This window comes from Actinobaculum sp. oral taxon 183 str. F0552, from assembly GCF_000466165.1.
Lineage (GTDB): Bacteria > Actinomycetota > Actinomycetes > Actinomycetales > Actinomycetaceae > Peptidiphaga.
Genome location: NZ_KE951417.1, coordinates 22429 through 44119 on the forward strand (window position 1 = coordinate 22429; position 21691 = coordinate 44119).

General features: G+C 71.7%; 20 protein-coding genes and 1 riboswitch. All 20 genes read left to right on the forward strand.

The features are described 5' to 3' along the window. Positions 1-9: 9 nt before the first annotated feature. The 20 genes from efp to HMPREF0043_RS03605 all read left to right on the forward strand — a co-directional run bounded on the left by efp (position 10) and on the right by HMPREF0043_RS03605 (position 21690). The gene (gene efp / locus HMPREF0043_RS03515; protein ID WP_040317775.1) at positions 10-573 is read left to right on the forward strand and encodes an elongation factor P; all 564 of its coding nucleotides are present in this window, start codon (positions 10-12) and stop codon (positions 571-573) included. After that, a complete protein-coding gene (locus HMPREF0043_RS10140; RefSeq protein WP_021601494.1) occupies positions 573-1331 on the forward strand; it encodes a transcription antitermination protein NusB in 759 nt (252 codons plus the stop codon). Before efp ends, HMPREF0043_RS10140 begins: the two co-directional genes overlap by 1 nt. A 121-nt stretch (positions 1332-1452) precedes the next feature. After that, positions 1453-1998, forward strand: coding sequence for a bifunctional pyr operon transcriptional regulator/uracil phosphoribosyltransferase PyrR (gene pyrR / locus HMPREF0043_RS03525; RefSeq protein WP_021601495.1), 546 nt, complete (start codon positions 1453-1455; stop codon positions 1996-1998). A 1-nt stretch (position 1999) separates the two neighbouring features. Beyond that, positions 2000-2968 (forward strand): aspartate carbamoyltransferase catalytic subunit, encoded by a 969-nt coding sequence (locus HMPREF0043_RS03530; RefSeq protein WP_021601496.1) that lies wholly within the window; start codon positions 2000-2002, stop codon positions 2966-2968. Then, positions 2968-4293 carry a dihydroorotase gene (locus tag HMPREF0043_RS03535; RefSeq protein ID WP_021601497.1) on the forward strand — a complete coding sequence of 442 codons (1326 nt, stop codon included), beginning with the start codon at positions 2968-2970 and terminating at the stop codon, positions 4291-4293. Before HMPREF0043_RS03530 ends, HMPREF0043_RS03535 begins: the two co-directional genes overlap by 1 nt. 79 nt (positions 4294-4372) lie before the next feature. Continuing rightward, positions 4373-5557 (forward strand): glutamine-hydrolyzing carbamoyl-phosphate synthase small subunit, encoded by a 1185-nt coding sequence (carA, locus tag HMPREF0043_RS03540; RefSeq protein ID WP_021601498.1) that lies wholly within the window; start codon positions 4373-4375, stop codon positions 5555-5557. After that, positions 5557-8865 (forward strand): carbamoyl-phosphate synthase large subunit, encoded by a 3309-nt coding sequence (gene carB, locus HMPREF0043_RS03545; RefSeq protein WP_021601499.1) that lies wholly within the window; start codon positions 5557-5559, stop codon positions 8863-8865. The genes carA and carB overlap by 1 nt, the downstream gene beginning before the upstream one ends. After that, positions 8865-9716, forward strand: a complete 852-nt coding sequence (pyrF, locus tag HMPREF0043_RS03550; protein ID WP_040317776.1) for an orotidine-5'-phosphate decarboxylase — start codon at positions 8865-8867, stop codon at positions 9714-9716. Before carB ends, pyrF begins: the two co-directional genes overlap by 1 nt. A 9-nt stretch (positions 9717-9725) precedes the next feature. Next, the gene (gene gmk, locus HMPREF0043_RS03555; protein WP_021601501.1) at positions 9726-10280 is read left to right on the forward strand and encodes a guanylate kinase; all 555 of its coding nucleotides are present in this window, start codon (positions 9726-9728) and stop codon (positions 10278-10280) included. A gap of 34 nt (positions 10281-10314) precedes the next feature. Further along, positions 10315-10584 carry a DNA-directed RNA polymerase subunit omega gene (gene rpoZ, locus HMPREF0043_RS03560; RefSeq protein WP_021601502.1) on the forward strand — a complete coding sequence of 90 codons (270 nt, stop codon included), beginning with the start codon at positions 10315-10317 and terminating at the stop codon, positions 10582-10584. Next, on the forward strand, positions 10581-11828 hold the full coding sequence (gene coaBC, locus HMPREF0043_RS03565) for a bifunctional phosphopantothenoylcysteine decarboxylase/phosphopantothenate--cysteine ligase CoaBC (protein WP_021601503.1): 1248 nt from the start codon (positions 10581-10583) through the stop codon (positions 11826-11828). Before rpoZ ends, coaBC begins: the two co-directional genes overlap by 4 nt. Before the next feature lie 13 nt (positions 11829-11841). After that, positions 11842-13038 (forward strand): methionine adenosyltransferase, encoded by a 1197-nt coding sequence (gene metK / locus HMPREF0043_RS03570; protein WP_021601504.1) that lies wholly within the window; start codon positions 11842-11844, stop codon positions 13036-13038. A 224-nt stretch (positions 13039-13262) separates the two neighbouring features. After that, entirely contained in the window at positions 13263-15377 is a 2115-nt protein-coding gene (locus tag HMPREF0043_RS03575) for a putative primosomal protein (RefSeq protein ID WP_021601505.1), read from the forward strand. A gap of 188 nt (positions 15378-15565) precedes the next feature. Next, positions 15566-15766, forward strand: a complete 201-nt coding sequence (locus HMPREF0043_RS10990; RefSeq protein WP_021601506.1) for a hypothetical protein — start codon at positions 15566-15568, stop codon at positions 15764-15766. A gap of 152 nt (positions 15767-15918) precedes the next feature. Further along, positions 15919-16869, forward strand: a complete 951-nt coding sequence (gene fmt / locus HMPREF0043_RS03580; protein WP_021601507.1) for a methionyl-tRNA formyltransferase — start codon at positions 15919-15921, stop codon at positions 16867-16869. Beyond that, positions 16866-18335 (forward strand): RsmB/NOP family class I SAM-dependent RNA methyltransferase, encoded by a 1470-nt coding sequence (locus HMPREF0043_RS03585; RefSeq protein WP_021601508.1) that lies wholly within the window; start codon positions 16866-16868, stop codon positions 18333-18335. The genes fmt and HMPREF0043_RS03585 overlap by 4 nt, the downstream gene beginning before the upstream one ends. A 160-nt stretch (positions 18336-18495) precedes the next feature. After that, a complete protein-coding gene (gene rpe, locus HMPREF0043_RS03590) occupies positions 18496-19158 on the forward strand; it encodes a ribulose-phosphate 3-epimerase (RefSeq protein ID WP_021601509.1) in 663 nt (220 codons plus the stop codon). A gap of 46 nt (positions 19159-19204) precedes the next feature. After that, a riboswitch (FMN riboswitch) is annotated at positions 19205-19323 on the forward strand. 87 nt (positions 19324-19410) lie between these two features. After that, positions 19411-20265 carry an ABC transporter permease gene (locus HMPREF0043_RS03595; protein WP_021601510.1) on the forward strand — a complete coding sequence of 285 codons (855 nt, stop codon included), beginning with the start codon at positions 19411-19413 and terminating at the stop codon, positions 20263-20265. Next, positions 20262-21251, forward strand: a complete 990-nt coding sequence (locus HMPREF0043_RS03600; protein WP_021601511.1) for an ABC transporter substrate-binding protein — start codon at positions 20262-20264, stop codon at positions 21249-21251. The genes HMPREF0043_RS03595 and HMPREF0043_RS03600 overlap by 4 nt, the downstream gene beginning before the upstream one ends. A gap of 175 nt (positions 21252-21426) precedes the next feature. Further along, positions 21427-21690: a phosphoribosyl-ATP diphosphatase gene (locus tag HMPREF0043_RS03605; protein WP_021601512.1), complete on the forward strand. Its 264-nt coding sequence runs from the start codon at positions 21427-21429 to the stop codon at positions 21688-21690. Position 21691 lies beyond the last annotated feature (1 nt).

The following is a 21691-nucleotide window of genomic DNA, read 5'->3' on the forward strand; positions in this document are numbered from 1 at the left end:
GGAGCCCGCGTGGCAACCACCAATGACCTGAAGAACGGAATGGTCCTCAACCTGAAGGGGCAGCTCTGGAGCGTCGTCGAGTTCCAGCACGTCAAGCCGGGCAAGGGCCCCGCCTTCGTGCGCACCAAGCTGAAGAACGTTCTGTCCGGCAAGATCGTCGACCAGACGTTCAACGCGGGGATCAAGGTCGAGACCGCCACGGTCGACCGCCGCGACATGCAGTACCTGTACAACGACGGCACAGACTTCATCTTCATGGACATGGAGACCTACGAGCAGATCCCCGTCAGCCCCGAGACCGTCGGCGACGGCGCGCACTTCCTCCTGGACAACCAGCAGGCGATCGTCGCCTCCCACGACGGCCAGATCCTCTTCGTCGAGCTTCCGGCCTCCGTGGTCCTGGAGATCGCCTACACCGAGCCCGGGCTGCAGGGCGACCGCTCCAACGCGGGAACCAAGCCCGCCACCCTGGAGACCGGCTACGAGATCCAGGTCCCGCTCTTCCTCAACCAGGGCGACAAGGTCAAGGTCGACACCCGCACGGGCGACTACATCTCCCGCGTGACGGACTGATGGCGGGGCGGGATCGGAAACGCAGAGGCTTCACCTCTCGCACCAAGCAGCGCAACCGGGCTCTGGACGTCATCTTCGAGGCGGACGAGAAGTCGCTCCTCGACGAGGACTCGCTGCGCGACTTGCTCGCCCAGAGGCAGCTCGTCTCCACCGCCCAGGTGCCCATCGGCGAGTTCGGCTCCCGGATCGTCGAGGCCTACGCGGGCAATATCGACGACGTCGACACGATCGTCGAGGCTTCCAGCGAGGATTGGGCGATGTCCCGCATGAACGCGGTCGACCGCTCGATCCTCCGCGCGGGGACGGCCGAGCTCCTCTACATCGGCACCGAGCGCGGCCAGCTGATCCCCGAATGGGCGTCCCTCGCCCGCGAGTTCTCCACCGACCGGTCCGTCGGATTCGTCATGGGCATCCTCAACCGCGTCGCCGACATCCGCGAGAGGGAGACGTCCCAGAGCGGCTCGCCCGCCGAAGCCGATGTCCCCTCCGACGCAGAGACACTCTCCGACGCCGAAGCTCCCTCCGGCGCCGAGGCCCCCGAGGAATCGGGACGCGGCCATGCCGCGGACGGCGAGCGGACCGCACCGGACGGCGAAGGCGTCCGGCAAGCGCGGAACGCTGGGGGAAACGCCGGGGAATCGGATCCCGTCCGGGACGCCGGAGAGTCCCCGGACGCCTGCGACGAAGACCCCGCGGCCCTCGCCCTGTCCGGCGGCGCGGGGCCGGCGGATGGTGCGGCGGGCGCATCCGGCGAATAGGGGCCCGGAAGGGGTGTCCGTTTTCGGGGGCGGCCCCGAGCGTGGAATAATGTGTTCTCGGGAACTTCGCCTTAGTTCCGTTCTTTAAGACCGTCCCGTGAGGCGGAAAAGGGAGGCCACCATGGCAGAGAAGGCGCGCACCCGCCAGGTGTTGGACGCCGACGACATCGCGCGGTCGCTCAAGCGCATCGCGCACGAAATCCTCGAGCGAAACAGGGGGGCGGAGAACCTCGTCCTCCTGGGCATCCCCACCCGCGGCGTCCCCCTGGCGCACAGGCTCCGCGACGCCCTGGCCGAGGCCGGCGGGGCGGACGTCCCGGCCGGATCCCTCGACGTCACGATGTACCGCGACGACCTGCGCGCCCAGCCCATCCGGGTGCTGCAGCCCACCGACATCCCCGCGGGCGGGATCGACGGCGCCGTCGTCGTCCTGGTGGACGACGTGTTCTACTCGGGACGCACCGTCCGCTCGGCCCTCGAAGCCATCGCGGACATCGGCCGGCCCGCGGCGGTGCAGCTCGCCGTCCTCGTCGACCGCGGGCACCGCGAACTCCCCATCCGCGCGGACTACGTCGGCAAGAACCTGCCGACTTCGCGCTCGGAGAGGGTCCGCGTCGCCCTCATCCCCCAAGACGGCGCCGACTCCGTGAGCATCGAGGAGTCCTGACATGCGCCACCTCTTGGCGGTCGGCGACCTCTCGCGCTCCGAGGCCACCTCGCTCCTGGACACGGCCGAGCACATGGCCGCCACCCAGGGGCGCACGATCAAGAAGCTGCCCGTCCTGCGCGGACGCACCGTGGCGACCGCCTTCTTCGAGGACTCGACGCGCACCCGCCTATCCTTCGAGGCGGCGGCCAAGAGGCTCTCCGCCGACGTCATCTCCTTCTCCGCCGGAGGGTCCTCCCTCTCCAAGGGGGAGTCCCTGAAGGACACCGCCCAGACCATCGTGTCCATGGGCGCCGAGGCGCTCATCGTCCGCCACAGGGCGTCGGGCGCACCGCAGCGGCTCGCCCACTGCGGATGGGTCGACGTGCCGATCCTCAACGCGGGCGACGGCACCCACCAGCACCCCACGCAGGCTCTCCTGGACGCCTTCACGCTGCGCCGCCACCTCCACCGGGGAGCGGACCTCGCGGCCCCGGAGGGCTCCGGCCTCGACGGGGCCCACGTGGCGATCGTCGGCGACGTCCTCCACTCGCGGGTGGCCCGCTCCAACGTCGGACTGCTCGCCCTCCTGGGGGCCCGGGTGACGCTCGTCGCCCCGCCGACCCTCCTGCCGGTGGGCATGGAGGCCTGGCCGTGCGACGTCTCCTACACGCTCGACGACGTCCTGGCCCGCAGGCCCGACGCCGTCATGATGCTCCGCGTCCAGCGCGAGCGCATGTCCAGCGCCGGCGGCGGCTTCTTCCCCTCGCCCGAGGAGTATTCGCGCCAGTTCGGCCTGAACGCCGAGCGGCTGGCCGCGCTCGGCCGGGGCGCCATCCTCATGCATCCCGGGCCGATGAACCGAGGGCTGGAAGTCTGCGCCGACGCGGCCGACTCCGCCCACTCCGTCGTGACCGAGCAGGTGGCCAACGGTGTGTCCGTGCGCATGGCCGCCCTGTACCTCCTTCTGGCGCACGGGCAGGAGATCTAGTGAGCGAATACGTTTTCAGGGGAGCGAGGCTCCTCGGCGGGAAGGCGGGCGACATCCACGTGCGCGGCGGCCGCATCGCCGCGGTCGGCGGGAGCATCGACGCCGGAGGCGCGCGCGTCGTCGACGTGGCCGGGCTGATCGCCCTCCCGGGGCTGGTCGACCCGCACACGCATCTGCGCGAGCCCGGAGCGGAGGACGCCGAGACCGTCCTGACCGGATCCCAAGCGGCGGCCGCCGGCGGGTACACGTGCGTCAACGCGATGGCCAACACGACCCCCGTCCAGGATTCGGCCGGCGTGGTCGAACAGGTCAAGCACCTGGGGGAGCTCGCAGGATACTGCGACGTGCGCCCCGTCGGCGCCGTCTCCGAGGGCTTGGAGGGCCGGCACCTGGCCGAGCTCGGAGCCATGGCGAACTCGGGCGCGCAGGTCCGCTTCTTCTCCGACGACGGCCGGTGCGTCTGGGACCCGGTCCTCATGCGCCGCGCGCTGGAGTACGTCAAGGCCTTCGACGGGGTCGTCGCCCAGCACGCCCAGGATCCCCGCCTCACCGAGGGAGCCCAGATGCACGAGGGCGACGTCTCCGCCGAGCTCGGGCTGGGCGGGTGGCCGGCCGTCGCCGAGGAGTCGATCGTGGCGCGCGACTGCCTGCTGGCCAAGCACGTCGGCAGCCGGGTCCACATCCTGCACGTCTCGACCGCGGGGAGCGTCGACCTCGTCCGGTGGGCGAAGTCCCAGGGCGTGCGCGTCACAGCCGAGGCGACCCCCCACCATCTGTCCCTCGACCACTCCGAGGCCCGCTCCTACGACCCTCGCTTCAAGGTCAATCCGCCCCTGCGCACCCACGAGGACGTCGAGGCGCTGCGGCAGGGCGTGGCCGACGGGACGATCGACGTCGTCGGCACCGACCACGCGCCCCACCCGATCGAGGACAAGGACTGCGAGTGGGCCGCGGGCGCCAACGGCATGATCGGCCTGGAGACGGCCCTGTCGGTGGTGCAGGAGTCGCTCGTGGAGACGGGGATCGCCGACTGGGAGGCGGTCGCGCGGCTCATGAGCTTCGCGCCCGCGCGCGTCTGCGGCAACCCCGGCCAGGGCCGTCCGATCGAACCCGGCGAGCCCGCCAATCTGTGCTTCGCCGACCCCGCCGCATCACGTGTGGTGGCGGGCCGGGAGGGGCACTCCAAGGCGATCAACACCCCGTGGGAGGGCCGCACCCTTCCGGGCCGCGTCCTCTACACGGTCTACCGCGGCGTCCCGACCGTGTGGGAGGGCAGGCTCCGCACGCGGGAGGAGATCGCCGCCGGCGGCGACGCGCCGTCTTGACGGGTGCGTCAGCCGCGCGGGCGCACCCGCGCGGCGGGGTGCGACGCGGGATGCCAGGCAAGGGATGCAAGGACGGTATATGACACACACGGAACGGGCCGTCGTCGTGCTCGAAGACGGCAGCGTCTACTCGGGAGGCGCCTACGGGGCCAGAGGCCGGGCCCTCGGCGAGATCGTCTTCTCCACGGGCATGACCGGCTATCAGGAGACCTTCACCGACCCCTCCTACCACGGGCAGATCATCGTCATGACGGCCCCGCACATCGGCAACACGGGGGTGAACGCGGAGGACGCCGAGTCGAGGAGGTACTGGGCCCGGGGCGTCGTCATACGCGACCCGGCCCGCCGGGCGTCCAACTGGCGTTCGAACGGCGAACTCGAGGACGCCCTCGCCGAGCAGGGGGTCGTCGGCGTCCGCGACGTCGACACCCGGGCGCTCACCCGCCACCTCCGGCAGGCCGGGGTCATGAGGGCGGGGGTCTTCTCCGGCTCCGCCCTGCCGTCGGGGGCCGTCGAGGGCGGCGCGGCCGCACGCGAAGCCCTCGCGGACATCGTCCGCGGGTCGGCCGGGATGGTCGGCGCGAACCTCTCGGGCGACGTCACGACCCCCGAGAGGTACACGATCGAGCCGGACGGCCCCGCGGCCGCGACGGTCGTCGCCGTGGACCTGGGCATCAAATCCCGCACGCCCGAGCGCCTGGCCGAACGCGGGGCGCGGGTGGTCGTCGTGCCCGCCGGCACGGCCTTCGCCCAGATCGAGGCGATCGGGCCCGACGGCGTCTTCTTCTCCAACGGCCCGGGCGACCCGGCCGCGGCCACCCGCGAGGTCGACCTCCTGCGCCTCGTGCTCGACGCCGGATACCCGTTCTTCGGGATCTGCTTCGGCAACCAGATCCTGGGCAGGGCCCTGGGCTACGGGACCTACAAGCTCGACTACGGGCACCGCGGCATCAATCAGCCGGTCCTCGACCGGGCGACGGGGAGGATCGAGATCACCGCCCACAACCACGGTTTCGCCGTGGACGCCCCCGTCGAGGGCACGTCGGTCGCCCCCTTCGACGGCGGGCGCTACGGCCGGGTCCGCGTCTCGCACGTCGGCCTGAACGACGGGGTCGTCGAAGGCCTCGCCTGCCTGGACATCCCGGCCTTCTCCGTGCAATACCACCCCGAGGCCGCCGCAGGGCCCCACGACGCCTCCTACCTGTTCGACCGGTTCATGTCCCTCATGCGGGACGGCGCCCTCCACGGAAGCGAGGTGGGCTGATGCCGCGCCGCGAGGATATCCGCTCCGTTCTCGTCATCGGCTCCGGCCCCATCCAGATCGGCCAGGCCTGCGAGTTCGACTATTCGGGGACCCAGGCGTGCCGGGTACTCAAACAGGAGGGCCTGCGCGTCATCCTCGTCAACTCGAATCCCGCCACGATCATGACGGACCCGGGCGTGGCGGACGCCACCTACGTCGAGCCGATCACCTCCGGCACCCTGGAGAAGGTCATCGCCAAGGAGCGCCCCGACGCCCTCCTGCCCACGCTCGGGGGGCAGACGGCCCTCAACGCCGCCATGGACCTCGTGGCCGGGGGAGTGCTGGACGCCTACGGGGTCGAGCTGATCGGCGCCCGGGCCGAGGCCATCGCCAAGGGAGAGGACCGCGACGAGTTCAAGGGGGTCGTCGACAGGTGCGGCGCCGAATCCGCGCGATCGGTCATCTGCCACACCATCGAGGAGTGCCGCCGGGCGGCCGAGCGGCTCGGCTACCCGGTCGTCGTCCGGCCGTCCTTCACGATGGGAGGGCTCGGGTCTGGCTTCGCCTTCGGCCCGCGCGACCTGGAGAGGATCGCCGGTCAGGGGCTCCGCTCCTCGGCGACCACCGAGGTCCTGCTCGAAGAGTCCATCCTCGGATGGAAGGAGTACGAGCTGGAGATCATGCGCGACAGGGCGGACAACGTCGTGGTCGTGTGCTCGATCGAGAACGTCGACCCCGTCGGCGTGCACACCGGCGACTCCGTCACCGTGGCGCCCGCCCTGACCCTGACAGACCGGGAGTACCAAAGGATGCGCGACATCGGCATCGCGATCATCCGCGAGGTCGGCGTGGACACGGGCGGGTGCAACATCCAGTTCGCGGTCGACCCGGCCACGGGGCGCATCGTCGTCATCGAGATGAACCCCCGGGTCTCGCGCTCCTCGGCCCTCGCCTCGAAGGCCACGGGGTTCCCCATCGCCAAGATCGCGGCCCGGCTGGCCGTCGGCTACACCCTCGACGAGATCCCCAACGACATCACCGGCTCGACGCCCGCGAGCTTCGAGCCCACGCTCGACTACGTCGTGGTGAAGGTGCCGCGCTTCGCCTTCGAGAAGTTCCCCGACGCCGACCCGCGGCTGACCACCACGATGAAGTCGGTGGGCGAGGCCATGGCCCTGGGCCGGAACTTCACCGAGGCCCTCAACAAGGCCATGCGATCCCTGGACAAGGGCGGCGCCGCGTTCCACTGGAAGGGCCTGCCGCCCAGCCGCGAGGAGGCGGTCGCCCTGCTCCGGGACGCGTCCACGCCCACGGAGGGGCGCCTGGTCACCCTCCAGCAGGCCCTGCGCGGGCCGGTGAGCGTCGAGGAGGCCCACGAGGCGACCGGGATCGACCCCTGGTTCGTCGACCAGATCCGCCTGGTCGACGAGGTCGCCGACGAACTCGCCCGCGGCGAGGCGCTCGGCGCGCAGGCGCTCCGCCTGGCCAAACGGCACGGCTTCTCCGACGCGCAGATCGGCCAGATCCGCGGCATCGGGGAGGAGGCGGTCCGGCAGGTGCGACGGGCCTACGGAATCCACCCCGTCTACAAGACGGTCGACACCTGCGCCGCCGAATTCGCGGCCCGCACCCCCTACCACTATTCGAGCTACGACGAGCAGACCGAGGTCGCCGGCCGGGAGCGGCCCGCCGTCCTCATCCTCGGCTCGGGGCCCAACCGGATCGGGCAGGGGATCGAGTTCGACTACTCGTGCGTGCAGGCTGCCAGGGCTCTGGGGGAGGACTACGAGACCGTCATGGTCAACTGCAACCCCGAGACGGTCTCCACCGACTACGACGTGTCCGCACGCCTCTACTTCGAGCCCCTCACGCTGGAAGACGTCCTGGAGGTCTACCGGGCGGAGGCCGCCGCCGGGCCGATCGCCGGCGTCATCGTGCAGTTGGGGGGCCAGACGCCGCTGTCGCTGGCCGCCGCCCTCCAGGCCGAGGGCCTGCCCGTCGTCGGCACGAGCCCCACGGCTATCGACCTCGCCGAGGACCGCGAACGCTTCGGCGCCGTCCTGGCGGAGGCCGGGCTGAGCGCGCCCGCCTACGGCACGGCCGCGGACGAGGCTCAGACGGCGTGCATCGCGGACAGGATCGGCTACCCGGTGCTCGTCCGCCCCTCCTACGTCCTGGGAGGGCGCGGGATGGAGATCGTCTACTCCCGCGAACAGCTGCGCGACTACTTCGCCCGGCGCCGCAGCGAAGGCGGAGGGACGTCCGGCCGTTCGGCCCCCTTGCTCATCGACCGCTTCCTCGACGCCGCGACGGAGATCGACGTCGACGCCCTCTACGACGGCCGGGAGCTCTACCTGGCGGGCGTGATGGAGCACGTCGAGGAGTGCGGGATCCACTCGGGCGACTCCACCTGCGTCCTTCCGCCCGTCACGCTCTCCCAGTCCGTCATCGATAGGATCAGGGCGGCCACCGAGGCCATCGCCGCCGGCGTGGGGGTCCGCGGCCTGCTCAACGTCCAGTTCGGGCTCATGCAGGACGCGCTCTACGTGATCGAGGCCAACCCGCGCGCCTCCCGGACGGTCCCGTTCGTGTCCAAGGCGACGGGCGTCTCGGTGGCCGAGGCCGCCGCATGGATCATGATGGGGCGGTCCATCGCCCGCCTGCGCGGGGACGGCGTGCTTCCGTCCGGGGATGCGCCTTTGTTCGACATGGCCGAGCCTGTCGCGGTCAAGGGGGTGGTGCTGCCCTTCAAGCGGTTCACCACCGCCGACGGGCAGGTCGTCGACACCGTTCTGGGCCCGGAGATGCGCTCGACGGGCGAGGCGATGGGCATCGCTGCGACCTTCCCCACGGCCTTCGCCAAGTCCGAAGAGGGTTCGGTCGGGCGTCTGCCGGAGGGGGGAACCGCCTTCATCTCCGTCACCGACAGGGACAAGGGGGCGATCGTCCTGCCCGCCCTGCAGCTGGCCGAGCTCGGCTTCACGATCCTCGCCACGTCGGGCACCGCCGCGGTCCTGACCCGCTACGGGGTGCCGACCACGGTGGTGCGCAAGAAGTCCGAGGGGCGCGGGCGGGACGGCGAGCCGACCATCGTCGACCTCATCTCCGCCGGGGAGGTCGACGTGGTCGTCAACACCCCGGCCAGCCATGGGACCCGCGCCGACGGGTACGCCATCCGCACCGCGACGACATCGGCGGGCAAGACGATCCTGACGACCGTCCAGGCCTTCGCCGCCGCGGTCCAGGCGATCGCGGCCATGCGCCGCGGCGAGGAGGAGGTCGTCAGCCTTCAGGACTACGACGCCGCGCGACTGGCCAGGAGGTCATGATGGGGACCCCGGCAGCCGAGCCCTTCGGAGTCAGGCTCGCGCGTCTGATGGCCGAGCGCGGCCCGGTGTGCGCCGGCATCGACCCCCACGCCGGACTGCTGCAGGCCTGGGGCCTGCCCGACGACGCCGCCGGGCTGCGCGAGTTCTCGCTGCGCACCGTGGACGCCCTGGCCGACCGGGTCGCCGCCTTCAAACCGCAGTCGGCCTTCTACGAGCGGCACGGGTCGGCGGGCGTGGCCGCGCTGGAGGAGACCCTCGCGGCCTGCCGGCAGGCCGGGGTGCCCGCGATCGCGGACGTCAAACGAGGCGACATCGGCTCGACCATGGACGGCTACGCCGACGCCTACCTGTCGGGGCCGCTGGCTGGCGACGCCTTCACCGTCTCCCCCTACCTCGGCGCAGGCTCGCTCGAGCCGACCGCGCGGCGCGCCGCTGCCGCCGGCCGGGGGCTGTTCGTCCTGGCGCTCACCTCCAACCCGGAAGGCCCCGAGCTCCAGCACGTCGGCGGCGGCCAGTCGGTGGCCAAGCGGGTCGTGGAGGCCGTCGCGGAGTGGAACCGCCGGCTGACCCCGCACGATCCGGGGTCCTTCGGCCTGGTGGTGGGCGCGACCACCGCCGACGCCGCCTCGCGCCTGGGAATCGACCTGGCCGCTTTCCCCGGCCTCTTCCTGGCCCCGGGCGTGGGAGCCCAGGGGGCCGGCGGAGCCGAGCTCGCCGCGGTCTTCGGCGCGGGCCTCGGCCGCGTGCTCGCCTCGGCCTCCCGGTCGATCCTGTCCAAGGGACCCACGGAGGAGGGACTGCGCCGAGGCCTCGCCCTCACCCTCGAAGGCGTCGAGTCGGCTATTCGCTAAAATGTTCGCATGAGCGACATCTTCGTCATCGTGGGGCCGTCCGGCGTCGGGAAGGGGACCGTGCTCCGGGAGCTCCTCGAGCGGGAACCGAGGTGTTGGCTCTCCGTCTCCGCCACGACCCGCCCGCCGCGGCCCGGGGAGGCCGACGGGGCCGACTACTTCTTCGTCACCCCCGAGGGCTTCGACGACCTGGTGCGCGAGGGGGGCATGCTCGAGTGGGCTCTCGTCCACGGGGCGAACCGCTACGGCACGCCGAAGGAGCCGGTGCTCCGGGCTCTGGACGAGGGGCGCGTGCCCATCCTGGAGGTCGACCTCGACGGCGCGCGCCAGATCCGCCGGTCGCTGCCCGAGGCCGCGCAGATCTTCATGGCGCCGCCCTCGTGGCAGGAGCTCGAACGCCGCCTGGCCGAACGCGGCACGGAGAGCGGGCAGGAGCGCGAACGCCGTTTGGAGACGGCCCGCCGGGAGCTCGCGGCCGTCGGGGAGTTCGACGCCGTGGTCGTCAACGACTCCGTGTCACGTGCCACGGACGAACTGCTCCACATCATGGGACTCGCCGGGTAAACTGAGCGCTCGGACGTCTAGAGGAGAAGGAAGAATGTTCGGAACCGTTCCCGAGCCCGAGGGCATCACCAACCCGCCGATCGACAATCTGCTCGAAAAGGTCGATTCGAAGTACGCGCTCGCCGTCTACGCCGCCCAGCGCGCCCGCCAGATCAACTCCTACCGGCAGGAGATGACCCGGGGGGACGGCAACATCACGACCTTCGGCCCTCTCGTTGAGGCCAACCCGGAGGACAAGCCCCTGTCGATCGCGCTCGAGGAGATCACCGAGGGCAAGGTCGAATGGGAGGCCGAGTCCGAGTGAGCGGCAGCCGGGCCCCCCGTCAGGGAGGCCCCTATCGCATCGTCGTGGGCGTGACCGGCGGCATCGCCGCGTACAAGGCCTGCACACTGGTCCGGCGCCTGCAGGATGCGGGCGCCGACGTCACGGTGATCCCCACGCCCCGCGCCCTGGACATGGTCGGCAGGGCGACCTGGGAGGCGCTGACCGGCAAGCCCGTCCACACGGAGGTCGCCGAGGACGCCGCGCACGTCGCTCACGTGCGCCACGGCGGCTGGGCCGACGCCGTCGTCGTCGCCCCGGCGACGGCCGACACGATCGCCAAGATGCGCGCGGGGATGGCCGACAACCTGTTGACGAGCACCCTGCTCGCCGCCCGATGTCCCATCCTCCTCGCACCCGCCATGCACACCGAGATGTGGCTCAATCCCGCCACCGCGGACAATGTACGCACCCTGCGCGAACGCGGGGTGCTCGTCATGGATCCGGCCTCCGGCAGGCTGACCGGATCGGATTCGGGCCCCGGACGCCTGCCCGAGCCGGAGGACGTCGCCGCCGAAGTCCTCTCGCTCCTCGACGGCCTCGACGCGGCGGGCTCCTTCGCGGGCCTGACCGTCGCGGTCAGCGCCGGGGGGACGCACGAGGCCGTCGACCCCGTCCGCTTCCTCGGCAACCGCTCGACCGGCCGCTTCGGCGTGGACATCGCCCGGCAGGCCTCCCGCCGCGGGGCCAGGGCGATCCTCGTGGCCGCCAACGTCTCCGGCGATCTGCTGGCCGGGACGCCGGCGGAGGTCCGCACGGTCGAATCCGCCGCCGACATGCACGCGGCGATGGACGCCGCGGCCCGCGAGGCGGACGTCGTCGTCATGGCCGCGGCGGTCGCCGACTACCGCCCCGCGGCGTACGAGCGGACCAAGCAGAAGAAGGGCGCCTCGGGCGCGCGGGTCCTCGAACTCGTCGAGAACCCGGACATCCTGGCCGATCTCTCCCGCCGCAGGAGGCGGGAGGGGCAGACCGTGGTCGGCTTCGCCGCCGAGACGGGCGACGATTCGGCGACGGCGTGGGAGCACGGACGGGCCAAGGCGATCCGCAAGGGCTCCGACCTGACCGTGGTCAACCGCGTCGGGGACGCCGCCGGCTTCGGCGACGTCGACACCGCCATCGCGATCGTCGACGGCACGGGGGCCACCGTCGCCGAGGCGCGCGGGTCCAAGGCCGAGCTCGCAGGCATCATCCTCGACGCCATCAGCGCATGGCGCACGCACTGAAACCGGAGGACCCATGCACCGTCAACCTTTCACATCGGAATCCGTCACCGAGGGGCATCCGGACAAGGTGTGCGACCGCATATCCGACACCATCCTCGACGCGATGCTCGCCCAGGACCCCGACTCGAGGGTCGCCGTCGAGACGATGGCGACGACCGGCCTCATCCACGTCGCCGGGGAGGTCACGACGGACTCGTACGTCGAGATCCCCGAACTCGTCCGCAAGACGATCTGCGAGATCGGATACACCTCCTCGGTCGTCGGATTCGACGGGGAATCCTGCGGCGTCACGCTCTCGATCGGGCAGCAGTCGCGCGACATCTCGGCGGGCGTGACGACGTCGCTGGAGGCCCGGCAGGCCGTCGGCGGCGACGTCGACAGGTTCGACGCCCAGGGCGCGGGCGACCAGGGGCTCATGTTCGGGTACGCCTCCAACGAGACAAAGGCGCTCATGCCCGCCCCCATCGAGCTCGCGCACCGGCTGGCCGAACGCCTGGCCGCCGTGCGCAAGGAGGGGATCGTCCCGGGGCTGCGCCCCGACGGCAAGACCCAGGTGACGATCGGCTACGAGGGGCAGACGCCGGTGAGCCTGGACGCGGTGGTCGTCTCCGCACAGCACAATCCCGACGTCGACGGCCGCTGGCTGCACGAGGCCCTTGGCGAACACGTGCTCGACTACGTCCTGCAGGCCGAGGGCGTCGAGCTCGACGCCTCCCGAACGCAGCTCTTCGTCAACCCGTCCGGGGTCTTCGTCACGGGCGGGCCCATGGGAGACGCGGGGCTGACCGGGCGCAAGGTCATCGTCGACTCCTACGGCGGCACGGCCCGTCACGGCGGCGGCGCCTTCTCCGGCAAGGATCCCTCGAAGGTCGACCGCTCGGCCGCGTACGCGGCGCGCTGGGCCGCCAAGAACGTGGTCGCCGCGGGGCTGGCCTCCCGGTGCGAGCTCCAGGTGGCCTACGCGATCGGCCGCGCCCGCCCGGTGTCCCTGCGCATCGAGACCTTCGGCACCGAGACCCGGCCGCGCGAGAGGATCGAGAACGCGGTGGCGAAAGTCTTCGACCTGCGCCCGGCGTCCATCATCGAGACGCTCGACCTGAAGCGCCCGATCTTCGCCGCGACCTCCACCTACGGCCATTTCGGCAGAGACCTGCCGGACTTCACGTGGGAGAGGACCGATCGGGTGGAGGAGCTCCTGCGCGCCCTGTGAGCCGGCAGCCCGGCGCGGTCCTCTTGCCCGGCGCCGCCTTCGGCATGCGGCGGGGAAGCGGGAGCGATCGCGGTACCCGCCCCGGTATATGGCGGCGCGGATGCGACTGCTGGCTTTGCGGACTGGATCGTTGAGCCTTTCGTATGCGGCGGCGCCAGCTCGCCGGGGCGGGAACTCCGCATAGGCTCGTCGGCGATGCCGGAGACGCGTGGTGGAATGGTGGCATGGAGACTCTTCCCGGGCTTGGACGCTTGCCCGACGTGGGGGACCAGGGCGAGCTGCTGAGCGTCGGGGCGGGGCCCCGCGAGATCGTCGGCGAGGTCCGCAACCCCGTCGCGCACGTCCACGTCGAACTGCACCAGCCCCACCTCGACAAGGTCTTCGACTATCTCGTCCCCGCCGCGATGGACGCCGCGGCGGTCCCCGGGGTGCGCGTCTCGGTGGACGTGGCCGGCCTGAGGGCCTCGGGCTTCGTCGTGGCGCGCGACTCCGCCTCCTCCACCGGCGGCAGGCTCCGCCCCCTGCGGCGCGTCGTATCCGCCCTTCCCGTGCTGACCGGGGAGGTGTACGGCCTCGCCCGCCGGGTCGCGCTGTCCTGCGCGGCCTCCGTGTCCGACGTCCTGACCCTGGCGGTGCCGCAGCGGCACGCCCGCGCCGAGAAGGCTCACCTAGCGGGCGAGGCGCCCGAACTGCTGGAGCTGCCGGAGGCCGGCGCCGAGCCGGGGCCGTGGACGGCGTACAGGGGAGGGGCTGCGTTCATCAGGCGCATCGCCGCGGGGGAGGGCCCGCGGGCCGTCTGCTGCGCCCTGCCCGGCCGCGCGGGGGGCGCGGACGCGGTGGCCACGGCCGTGCGGGCCGCCAGGGCTTCGGGCAGGGGGGCGCTCGTCGTCGTCCCCTCGGCTCGGCAGGCGCAGGCTCTCGCCGAGGCTCTGCGGGCCGCGCTCGGGGAGAGCGTCGCCGTGGTCGTCTCCGAGGACGCCCACGAACGGCGTTACGCCACCTTTCTGCGGATCCTCTCCGGCCACGACCGCATCGTCGTCGGCACGCGCAGCGCCGTGTGGGCCCCGGTCAGGGATCTCGGCCTGTGCGCGGTCCTCGACGACGCCGCCCCCTCCCTCCGCGAAGTGCGCTCGCCCTACTGCCAGGCCGGGGAGGTCGCCGCCTTGCGCGCCGTCCGGGAGAAGGCCGCCCTGCTGGTCCTCTCGCCCTACGTCAGCCTCGAATCCGCGCTGCTCGTGGAGCGCGGCGACGCGGCGCTCGTGGCCGGGGAGCCCGCGGCGATCCGCGACCTCGCCCCCCGGGCCAGCACGGCCGACCAGTGGGCCAGGGACGGCGAGCAGTGGTCGCGGATCCCCGAGTCGGCCTTCGCCCTCGTGCGCGAGGGCCTCACGCGTGGGCCGGTGCTCGTCGCCGTCCCGCGGGCCGGCTACATCCCGCTCGTCTCCTGCGCCTCCTGCGGCCAGCCGGCCGTCTGCCCGGAGTGCTCGGGGAGGCTCGGTCTGGCGGCGGGCGCTGCCGGCCCGGTCTGCGGGCGCTGCGGCAGGAAGGCCGCGTCGTGGAGGTGCCCGGCCTGCGGAGGCGGCCGCCTGCGTTCGGCGAGGATCGGCTCCCACCGCACCGCCGAGGAGGTCGGGCGCGCCTTCCCCGGCACCGGAATCCTTCTGTCGGGGGCGCAGACCAGCGAAGGCATCGTCGAACGGGTGAGCGCCAAGCCGCGGCTCGTCGTCGCCACGCCGGGAGCCGAGCCTCCGGCCGAGGGCGGCTACGCGGCGGCCCTCCTGCTCGATTCCCGGTATCTGCGCGGCGAGGGCCCGGGCTCTCAGATCGAGTTCCTGCGGCGCGTCACCCGGATAGCCGCCCTCGTGCGCCCCGGGCGCCAGGGCGGGCACGTGCTCTTCGCCGGCGGAGCCGAACCCGGGGTCGCCGAACTCCTCGGCTCGTGGGCCATGCCCGAGTTCGCCCGCGGCCTCCTCGCCGAACGGAAGGAGCTCCAGCTGCCCCCGTACGCGAGATGGCTGGCCGTCAGCGGCAGGCCGGGCGACGTCCGCTCCTACCTGGGGTCGCTTCGCGCCGCGCTCCTGCGCATGGGCCTCGCCCAGGACGACGCCGCACGCCCCCAGGCCGACGCCCTCCTCGCCGGAGGAGTCGTCGCCATCGCACCGGGCTTCTCACTCCTGGGGCCCGTGCCGGGCAGACGCGAAGGCGAGATCACCGTGTACGTGCGGACCGGCCCAAAGGCTGCCGAGGCGCTCAGCGAGACCGCCAGATCCACCTACAGGCAGTACACCGGCAAGCAGATCGGCGCACCGCTCAGGCTCGAAGTCAACCCGCTCGTCTAGGGCCTGCCACGCGGCATTCTGAGCCGAGAGGCCGTCAAAGCGTCCGCTCGTCGATTCGCTCACAGATACCGACGCAATACGCCATTGCGCATCACATCGATTCGACCTAGACTCGAACGCACAAAACCAATACCTTCCGAAGCTCTCCGATTGGCGATCGAATCCTCGTACAATAGAATGGAGCAACCGTGTCCGATTACACCGAAAGCGACTACCATAATATTCACTCCCATGTGGGAAAGCTCAAGCGTTCGGCGATCGACTCCTACATGCGCTGGAACTACCCGGATTTCGACCACATGGAAGACGAATACGTCTACAAACCCGTCGATTCGACTCCCCCATTCGACAAGCCCATAGAACCGGAGGCCGATGAGCCCAAACCGTGAGGACCACTGCAAGCCGCCCTCGACCGCCCCGCCGACACGAGAGACGACCCCACGCCATCCGGCGAGCTTCGGAGGGCCGAGGATTCGGTGGTGAGCGAACCGTGCGGACCGCCCACCGGAATCGCGGACGGCGGCGACGGTAGACTGAGCGAGTGCGCATTCTCTTTGCGGGCACGCCCGCAACCGCTGTCCCGTCCCTGCGGCGCCTCGTCGCCGACGGCCACGAGCTCGCCGGGGTCCTCACCCGCCCTCCCGCGCGCGCCGGAAGAAAACACGTCCTGCGGCCCTCGGCGATCCACGCCGAAGCGGAGGCTCTCGGGATCCCCGTGGACACGCCGACCACCCTCAAGGACCCCGACGTCCAGAACCGGATCGCCGAATGGCAGCCGGAGGCGGTCGCCGTCGTCGCCTACGGGCTGATCGTGCCCGCGCCGCTCCTGGACGTCCCCGAGCACGGCTGGGTCAACCTCCACTTCTCCCTCCTGCCCGCCTGGAGGGGCGCCGCGCCCGTGCAGCACGCGATCGCCGCGGGGGACCCGGTCACCGGGGCGTGCACGTTCCGCCTGGAGAAGGGCCTGGACACCGGCCCCGTCTTCTCCAGCGTCGCAGAGCCGATCGGGCCGTCCGACACCGCCGGCGACCTCCTCGGACGCCTCGCCGAGGCCGGGGCCGACCTCCTCGCCGCGACCTTCCGCGACCTCCAGGACGGCAGGGCCCAGACGGCCCCCCAGGAAGGCACCGCGACGTACGCGCCGACCATCTCCACCTCGGACGCCCGCATCGACTGGCGGGACGCGGCCGAGCGGATCGACCGGCACAGCCGCGCCCACACCCCCACGCCGGGCCCCTGGACCGAACTGCGCGGGGCGCGCGTCAAACTCGGGCCCCTGACCGCACGCCCCGGCGTGGCGGGCCTGCCGCCGGGACGGATCCGAGCCAGCCGAGCGGACGGGGCGGAGGAGGTCCTGGTCGGGGCCGGCGAAGGGGCGGTCGCCCTGAGCTGGGTCGCCCCCGCGGGCAGGAAGCCCATGCCCGCCGCCGACTGGCTGAGGGGAGCCCGGCTCGAGGAGGGCCGGGGATTCGACGTGAAGGAGGCGCAGTGAGCACGCGCCCGGTTGACCCGGCTGCCGAGAGCGCCGACGGACGCGGAGGGCAGGCCGGGCGGCGCCCGTCGGGCTGGCACCCCAAACGCCGGGAATCCAGCCCGGCCAGGCTCGTCGCCTTCGAGGTGCTGCGCGAAGTCGACGAGGACGACGCCTACGCCAACCTCGTCCTCCCGCTGGAGATCCGGCGGGCAGGGCTGGGAAAGCTCGACGCCGCCTTCGCCACGAACCTGTGCTACGGGACCCTCCGCATGCGGGGCCGATGGGACGCGATCATCAGCCGATGCGCCAGAGGGCGGCGCATCTACGACATCGACCCGCCCGTCCTGGACCTGCTCCGCATGGGCTGCCAGCAGCTCCTCGGCCTGCAGACGCCGCCCCACGCCGCGATCCACGAAACCGTGACCGTCGCCAGGAACTTCTTCGGCCAGGGCGCCGGCGGCTTCGTCAACGCCGTGCTCCGCCGCGTCGGCGAACGCGCGGACGAATGGGAGGAGGTCATCCGCTCCTCGACGGCGAGCCGCACGGAGTTCCTCTCCCTGTGGCATTCCCACCCGCGGTGGATCGTCGAGAAGTTCGAGGAGGCGCTCGCCGCCTCCGGACGCGACCGCGATGACGTGGAATCCGTCCTCGCGGCGGACAACGAGCCCGCGAAGGTCGCCCTTGTGGCCCGCGACATCACGGTCGGGCAGCTGGCCGAACGCGTCGGCGCGGCCCGCATGGAAGCCGAGCCGGGCACGCTCGCGCCCTCCGCCCTCCTGCTCGGAGGCGGCGACCCGCACCGGCTCTACGCCGTGCGCGACGGCCTGGCTGGAGTCCAGGACGAGGGAAGCCAGCTCGTGGCCGCGATGCTGGCGGGAGCCCCCGTCGAAGGGCCGGACGGCCTCTGGCTGGACATGTGCGCCGGGCCGGGGGGTAAAGCGGCGACACTCGCCTCGCTCGCCGCCGACCGCGGCGCCAGGGTCCACGCGAACGAACCCCGAGAGCACCGGCTCGACCTCGTGGCCGACGCCGTCGAGCCGTGGAGCGACATCGTCGACCTCCGCCTGGGCGACGGACGCGACCTCGGCTCCCAGGAGTCCGACCGCTACGACAGGATCCTCGTCGACGCGCCGTGCACGGGCCTGGGGGCGCTCAGGCGCAGGCCAGAGGCGCGCTGGCGCAAGGACCCGGGCGACGTCCCGCCCCTGGCCAGGCTCCAGGGCGAACTCCTCGCCTCCGCATTCGGCGCCCTGCGGCCCGGCGGCGCGCTCGTCTACTCGACGTGCACCCCCGTGGTCGAGGAGACCCGCTCCGTCGTCTCCTCCTTCGTGCAGGCCACCGAGCGGGCGAGGCTTCTCGACGCCGGCTCGATCGCGAGCGCCGTCGCCGTGCGCGAGGTCGCCGGCTACGACGGATGCGTCCAGCTGTGGCCGGACGCCGACGAGACGGACGGGATGTTCCTCGCCGTCCTCGCCAAGGAATGAGCGGCTCCGAGGGCAAGCGGGGACGATCGGGGCCCGCGGCGGGCGGCCGCGATCGAAGCGGCGGAGCCCCTGCCCCCGGTGTGCGGCTAGGCGGTCGCGCGGAGGGCGAGGTCCGAAGGCCCGGAAGCCCCTGCCTGCGGCAGGCGGGTAGGATTGCGCCATGAGCGTTGTCATATCACCGTCGATCCTCAACTGCGACTTCGGCCACTTCGCCGACGAACTGGCCAGAATCTCCACCGCGGACTACGTGCACGTGGACGTGATGGACAATCACTTCGTTCCCAACCTCGCTCTGGGGCTGCCCCTGGTGGAGGCGGCCGTCCATGCGAGCCCCGTCCCGGTCGACGCCCACCTCATGATCGAAGACCCCGACCGGTGGGCGCCCGTCTACGCGGAGGCGGGGTGCGCCTCGGTGACCTTCCACGCCGAGGCCGCCAGCGCCCCCCTCCGCCTGGCGCGCGAGATCCGGGCCCAGGGCAGGCGGGTCGGCCTGGCGCTGCGCCCGGCGACCGGCATCGAACCGTACGTCGACATCCTCGGCGAATTCGACATGATCCTCGTCATGACGGTGGAACCGGGCTTCGGCGGCCAGTCCTTCATCGAGTCGATGATGCCGAAGGTCAGCCGCACCCGGAAGGCCATCCGCGACGCGGGCCTGGACGTGTGGGTCCAAGTGGACGGCGGCGTCTCCCGCTCGACGATCGAGAAGGCCGCCCAGGCCGGCGCCAATAACTTCGTGGCGGGCAGCGCCGTCTACAGGGCCGAGGACGCGGCGGCCGAAGTCGAGGCGCTGCGCCAGCTGGCCGCCCCGCACGTCCACTGACGATTCCCCCTGCCGCCCGGCTTGTGGCATAATCGCATCGAACACGAACGTGCTCCGGGGTCAGTGAAAGTCTGAACCGGCGGTGACAGTCCGCGACCCGCGCAAGCGGTTGACGGGGTGGAATTCCCCGACCGACGGTGACAGTCCGGATGGGAGGCGCACGCGGGTCGACTATGCCTCACGGCGCATGCCTGCGGCGCGGCATGCCGGTTCCCTCCCTTCCCCGATGGCCGAGGCAGGGGAGAGGACCGAATGGAATCCAAAAGATGGCCGGCGGCGGTGCCGCCCGTCGTCTTCGGCGCGGCCGTCTGCCTCCTGTGGTGGGGCGCGACCGCGTTCGGCCTGGTCGACACGCACTTCCTCCCCACCCCGCGGGCCACTGTCGCGCGCATGGTCGAGGGCCTGCGTGAGGGATACCTGCGCGAAGCCCTGCTCCTGACTCTGCAGGAGGCGCTTCTGGGGTGTGCGGGAGCCGCTGTCGTCGGCATCCCGCTGGGATACGCCATCGCCAAGTCCCGACTCTTCTCCCTGGCGGTCCAGCCCTACCTGGCCGCCTCGCAGGCCGTGCCAGCCGTCGCCGTCGCACCGCTCCTGACCATCTGGATCGGCTACGGGCTCGTGCCCATCGTCGTCCTGTGCGTCATGATGGTCGTCTTCCCCGTCATCGTCTCGACCTCCGTGGGCGTGCGGCACATCGACCCCGAGGTCATCGGCGCCGCCCGCCTGGACGGGGCCTCCCGGCTCACGCTCCTGCGCTACATGGAGATGCCCCTCGCCGCGCCGTCGATCCTCGCCGGCTTGCGCACGGGATTCACCCTGTCGGTCACGGGAGCCGTCGTCGGGGAGATGATCATCGGCGGGACGGGCCTGGGGATGCAGCTGACCAGCGCCCAGACCTCCGCAGACGTCGAGGGGATGTTCGCGGCGATCCTCCTCTTGGCCTTCAGCGCGACGGCTATCTACGGGCTCCTCGCCCTGGTGGAGCGGCGGGCCAACTACCTCGTCAGAGACGAGCCCCGGCGTCCGCACCCCATGCACCACGCGACCGGACGGCTCCGGCGCACGAGACGGCCGGGCGTGCGCCCGGCGGAGAGGAAGACGACATGAAACGGCGGATCGCGGCGGTCCTCGCCGCTCTCGCACTCGCCCTGACGGCCTGCTCGGCGTCCGGCGAAGCCGGCTCGAAAGGCTCCGGCAAGGCCGTCACGGTGGGGCTGACCTACGTCCCCGACATCCAGTTCGCCCCCTTCTACGTGGCCAAGGAGAAGGGTTATTTCACCCGGGAGGGCGTGAACGTCACGCTCCGCCACCACGGAGCCCAGGAGTCGCTGCTGGGCGCCCTGGAAGCCGGCCACGAAGACGTCGTCTTCGCCGGCGGAGACGAGATGATGCGCGGACGGTCCAACGGCGTGGACGTCGTCGACTGGGCGACGATGTACCAGAAATACCCCGTGGCCCTCATCGTTCCCGAGGACTCGCCCATCCGGGCCCCGGCCGACCTGAGAGGCCGCACGGTGGGCCTGCCCGGCCAACAGGGCGAGAACTACTTCACTCTGCGGGCGATGTTCAAGGCTTACGGCCTGTCCGAGAAGGACGTCAAAGTCCAGTACATCGGCTACACGCAGTCGGCCGCGCTGTCGGCCAAGCGGGTCGACGCCGTCATCGGCTTCACGAACTCGGACGCCGTCGCACTGCAGACGGCGGGCATGAAGGTCCGCACGGTCTCCCCGGTGGCCGACGGCCTGCCCCTCGTGGGGGTCGGCCTCGGGTCGAAGTCGGCGAACCTGCGGACGAACCGCCAGGCCTACCGCAAGATGCTCACCGCTCTGGACAAGGCCGTCGCATACTGCCGCGAGCACCCCGACGATGTCCTGGCCATCACGCGCAGGCACGTGCCCGCTCTGGCGAACCCCCAGCGGCGCGCGGCCGCCAAGGCCACGCTCGCCCGGACGCTCGAGCTGTACACGGCCTCGGGGGCCTTCGGCTCCCAGAACGCGGGAACCTGGACGGCGATGTCCTCCTTCATGCAGGACAACGGCCTGCTGAGCAAGCCGGTCCCCGCCGCAGACGCCTACACCGATCTGACGAAGTAGCCGCCGCCCGGGGTCGGGACGCAGCCGGGGCCTCCCGCCACCCGGCGGAGCATCGCCTCGGCGGGCACGGCGGCCCCTTACGGGCTCCGCTGTTCCCCCGACCGGGCTCAGTCGGATCCCCCCCCCGGGCGGCCCCATGCCGCCTCGGGGGATCCGCGCCCTGTAAACTCGGAGTGTGAAGACATTCGAGGAACTGTTCGGCGAGCTGCGCGTCAAAGCGGAGGAACGCCCGGAGGATTCGGGCACGGTCCGGGAACTCGACTCGGGGATCCACTTCATCGGCAAGAAGATCCTCGAGGAGGCCGGAGAGGTCTGGATCGCCGCCGAATACCAGAGCGACGCCGAGCTCGCCGAAGAAGCCTCCCAGCTCCTCTACCACCTCCAGTGCATGCTCATCGCCCGCGGCCTGACCCTGGCCGACGTCTACCGCTACCTCTAGG

What these genes read in the sequence shown, in the direction of transcription:
- HMPREF0043_RS10140 (WP_021601494.1), top strand. Translation starts at nt 573, where the DNA reads ATGGCGGGGCGGGATCGGAAACGCAGAGGCTTCACCTCTCGCACCAAG.
- pyrR (WP_021601495.1), top strand. Translation starts at nt 1,453, where the DNA reads ATGGCAGAGAAGGCGCGCACCCGCCAGGTGTTGGACGCCGACGACATC.
- HMPREF0043_RS03530 (WP_021601496.1), top strand. Translation starts at nt 2,000, where the DNA reads ATGCGCCACCTCTTGGCGGTCGGCGACCTCTCGCGCTCCGAGGCCACC.
- carA (WP_021601498.1), top strand. Translation starts at nt 4,373, where the DNA reads ATGACACACACGGAACGGGCCGTCGTCGTGCTCGAAGACGGCAGCGTC.
- carB (WP_021601499.1), top strand. Translation starts at nt 5,557, where the DNA reads ATGCCGCGCCGCGAGGATATCCGCTCCGTTCTCGTCATCGGCTCCGGC.
- pyrF (WP_040317776.1), top strand. Translation starts at nt 8,865, where the DNA reads ATGGGGACCCCGGCAGCCGAGCCCTTCGGAGTCAGGCTCGCGCGTCTG.
- gmk (WP_021601501.1), top strand. Translation starts at nt 9,726, where the DNA reads ATGAGCGACATCTTCGTCATCGTGGGGCCGTCCGGCGTCGGGAAGGGG.
- rpoZ (WP_021601502.1), top strand. Translation starts at nt 10,315, where the DNA reads ATGTTCGGAACCGTTCCCGAGCCCGAGGGCATCACCAACCCGCCGATC.
- metK (WP_021601504.1), top strand. Translation starts at nt 11,842, where the DNA reads ATGCACCGTCAACCTTTCACATCGGAATCCGTCACCGAGGGGCATCCG.
- HMPREF0043_RS03575 (WP_021601505.1), top strand. Translation starts at nt 13,263, where the DNA reads ATGGAGACTCTTCCCGGGCTTGGACGCTTGCCCGACGTGGGGGACCAG.
- rpe (WP_021601509.1), top strand. Translation starts at nt 18,496, where the DNA reads ATGAGCGTTGTCATATCACCGTCGATCCTCAACTGCGACTTCGGCCAC.
- HMPREF0043_RS03595 (WP_021601510.1), top strand. Translation starts at nt 19,411, where the DNA reads ATGGAATCCAAAAGATGGCCGGCGGCGGTGCCGCCCGTCGTCTTCGGC.
- HMPREF0043_RS03600 (WP_021601511.1), top strand. Translation starts at nt 20,262, where the DNA reads ATGAAACGGCGGATCGCGGCGGTCCTCGCCGCTCTCGCACTCGCCCTG.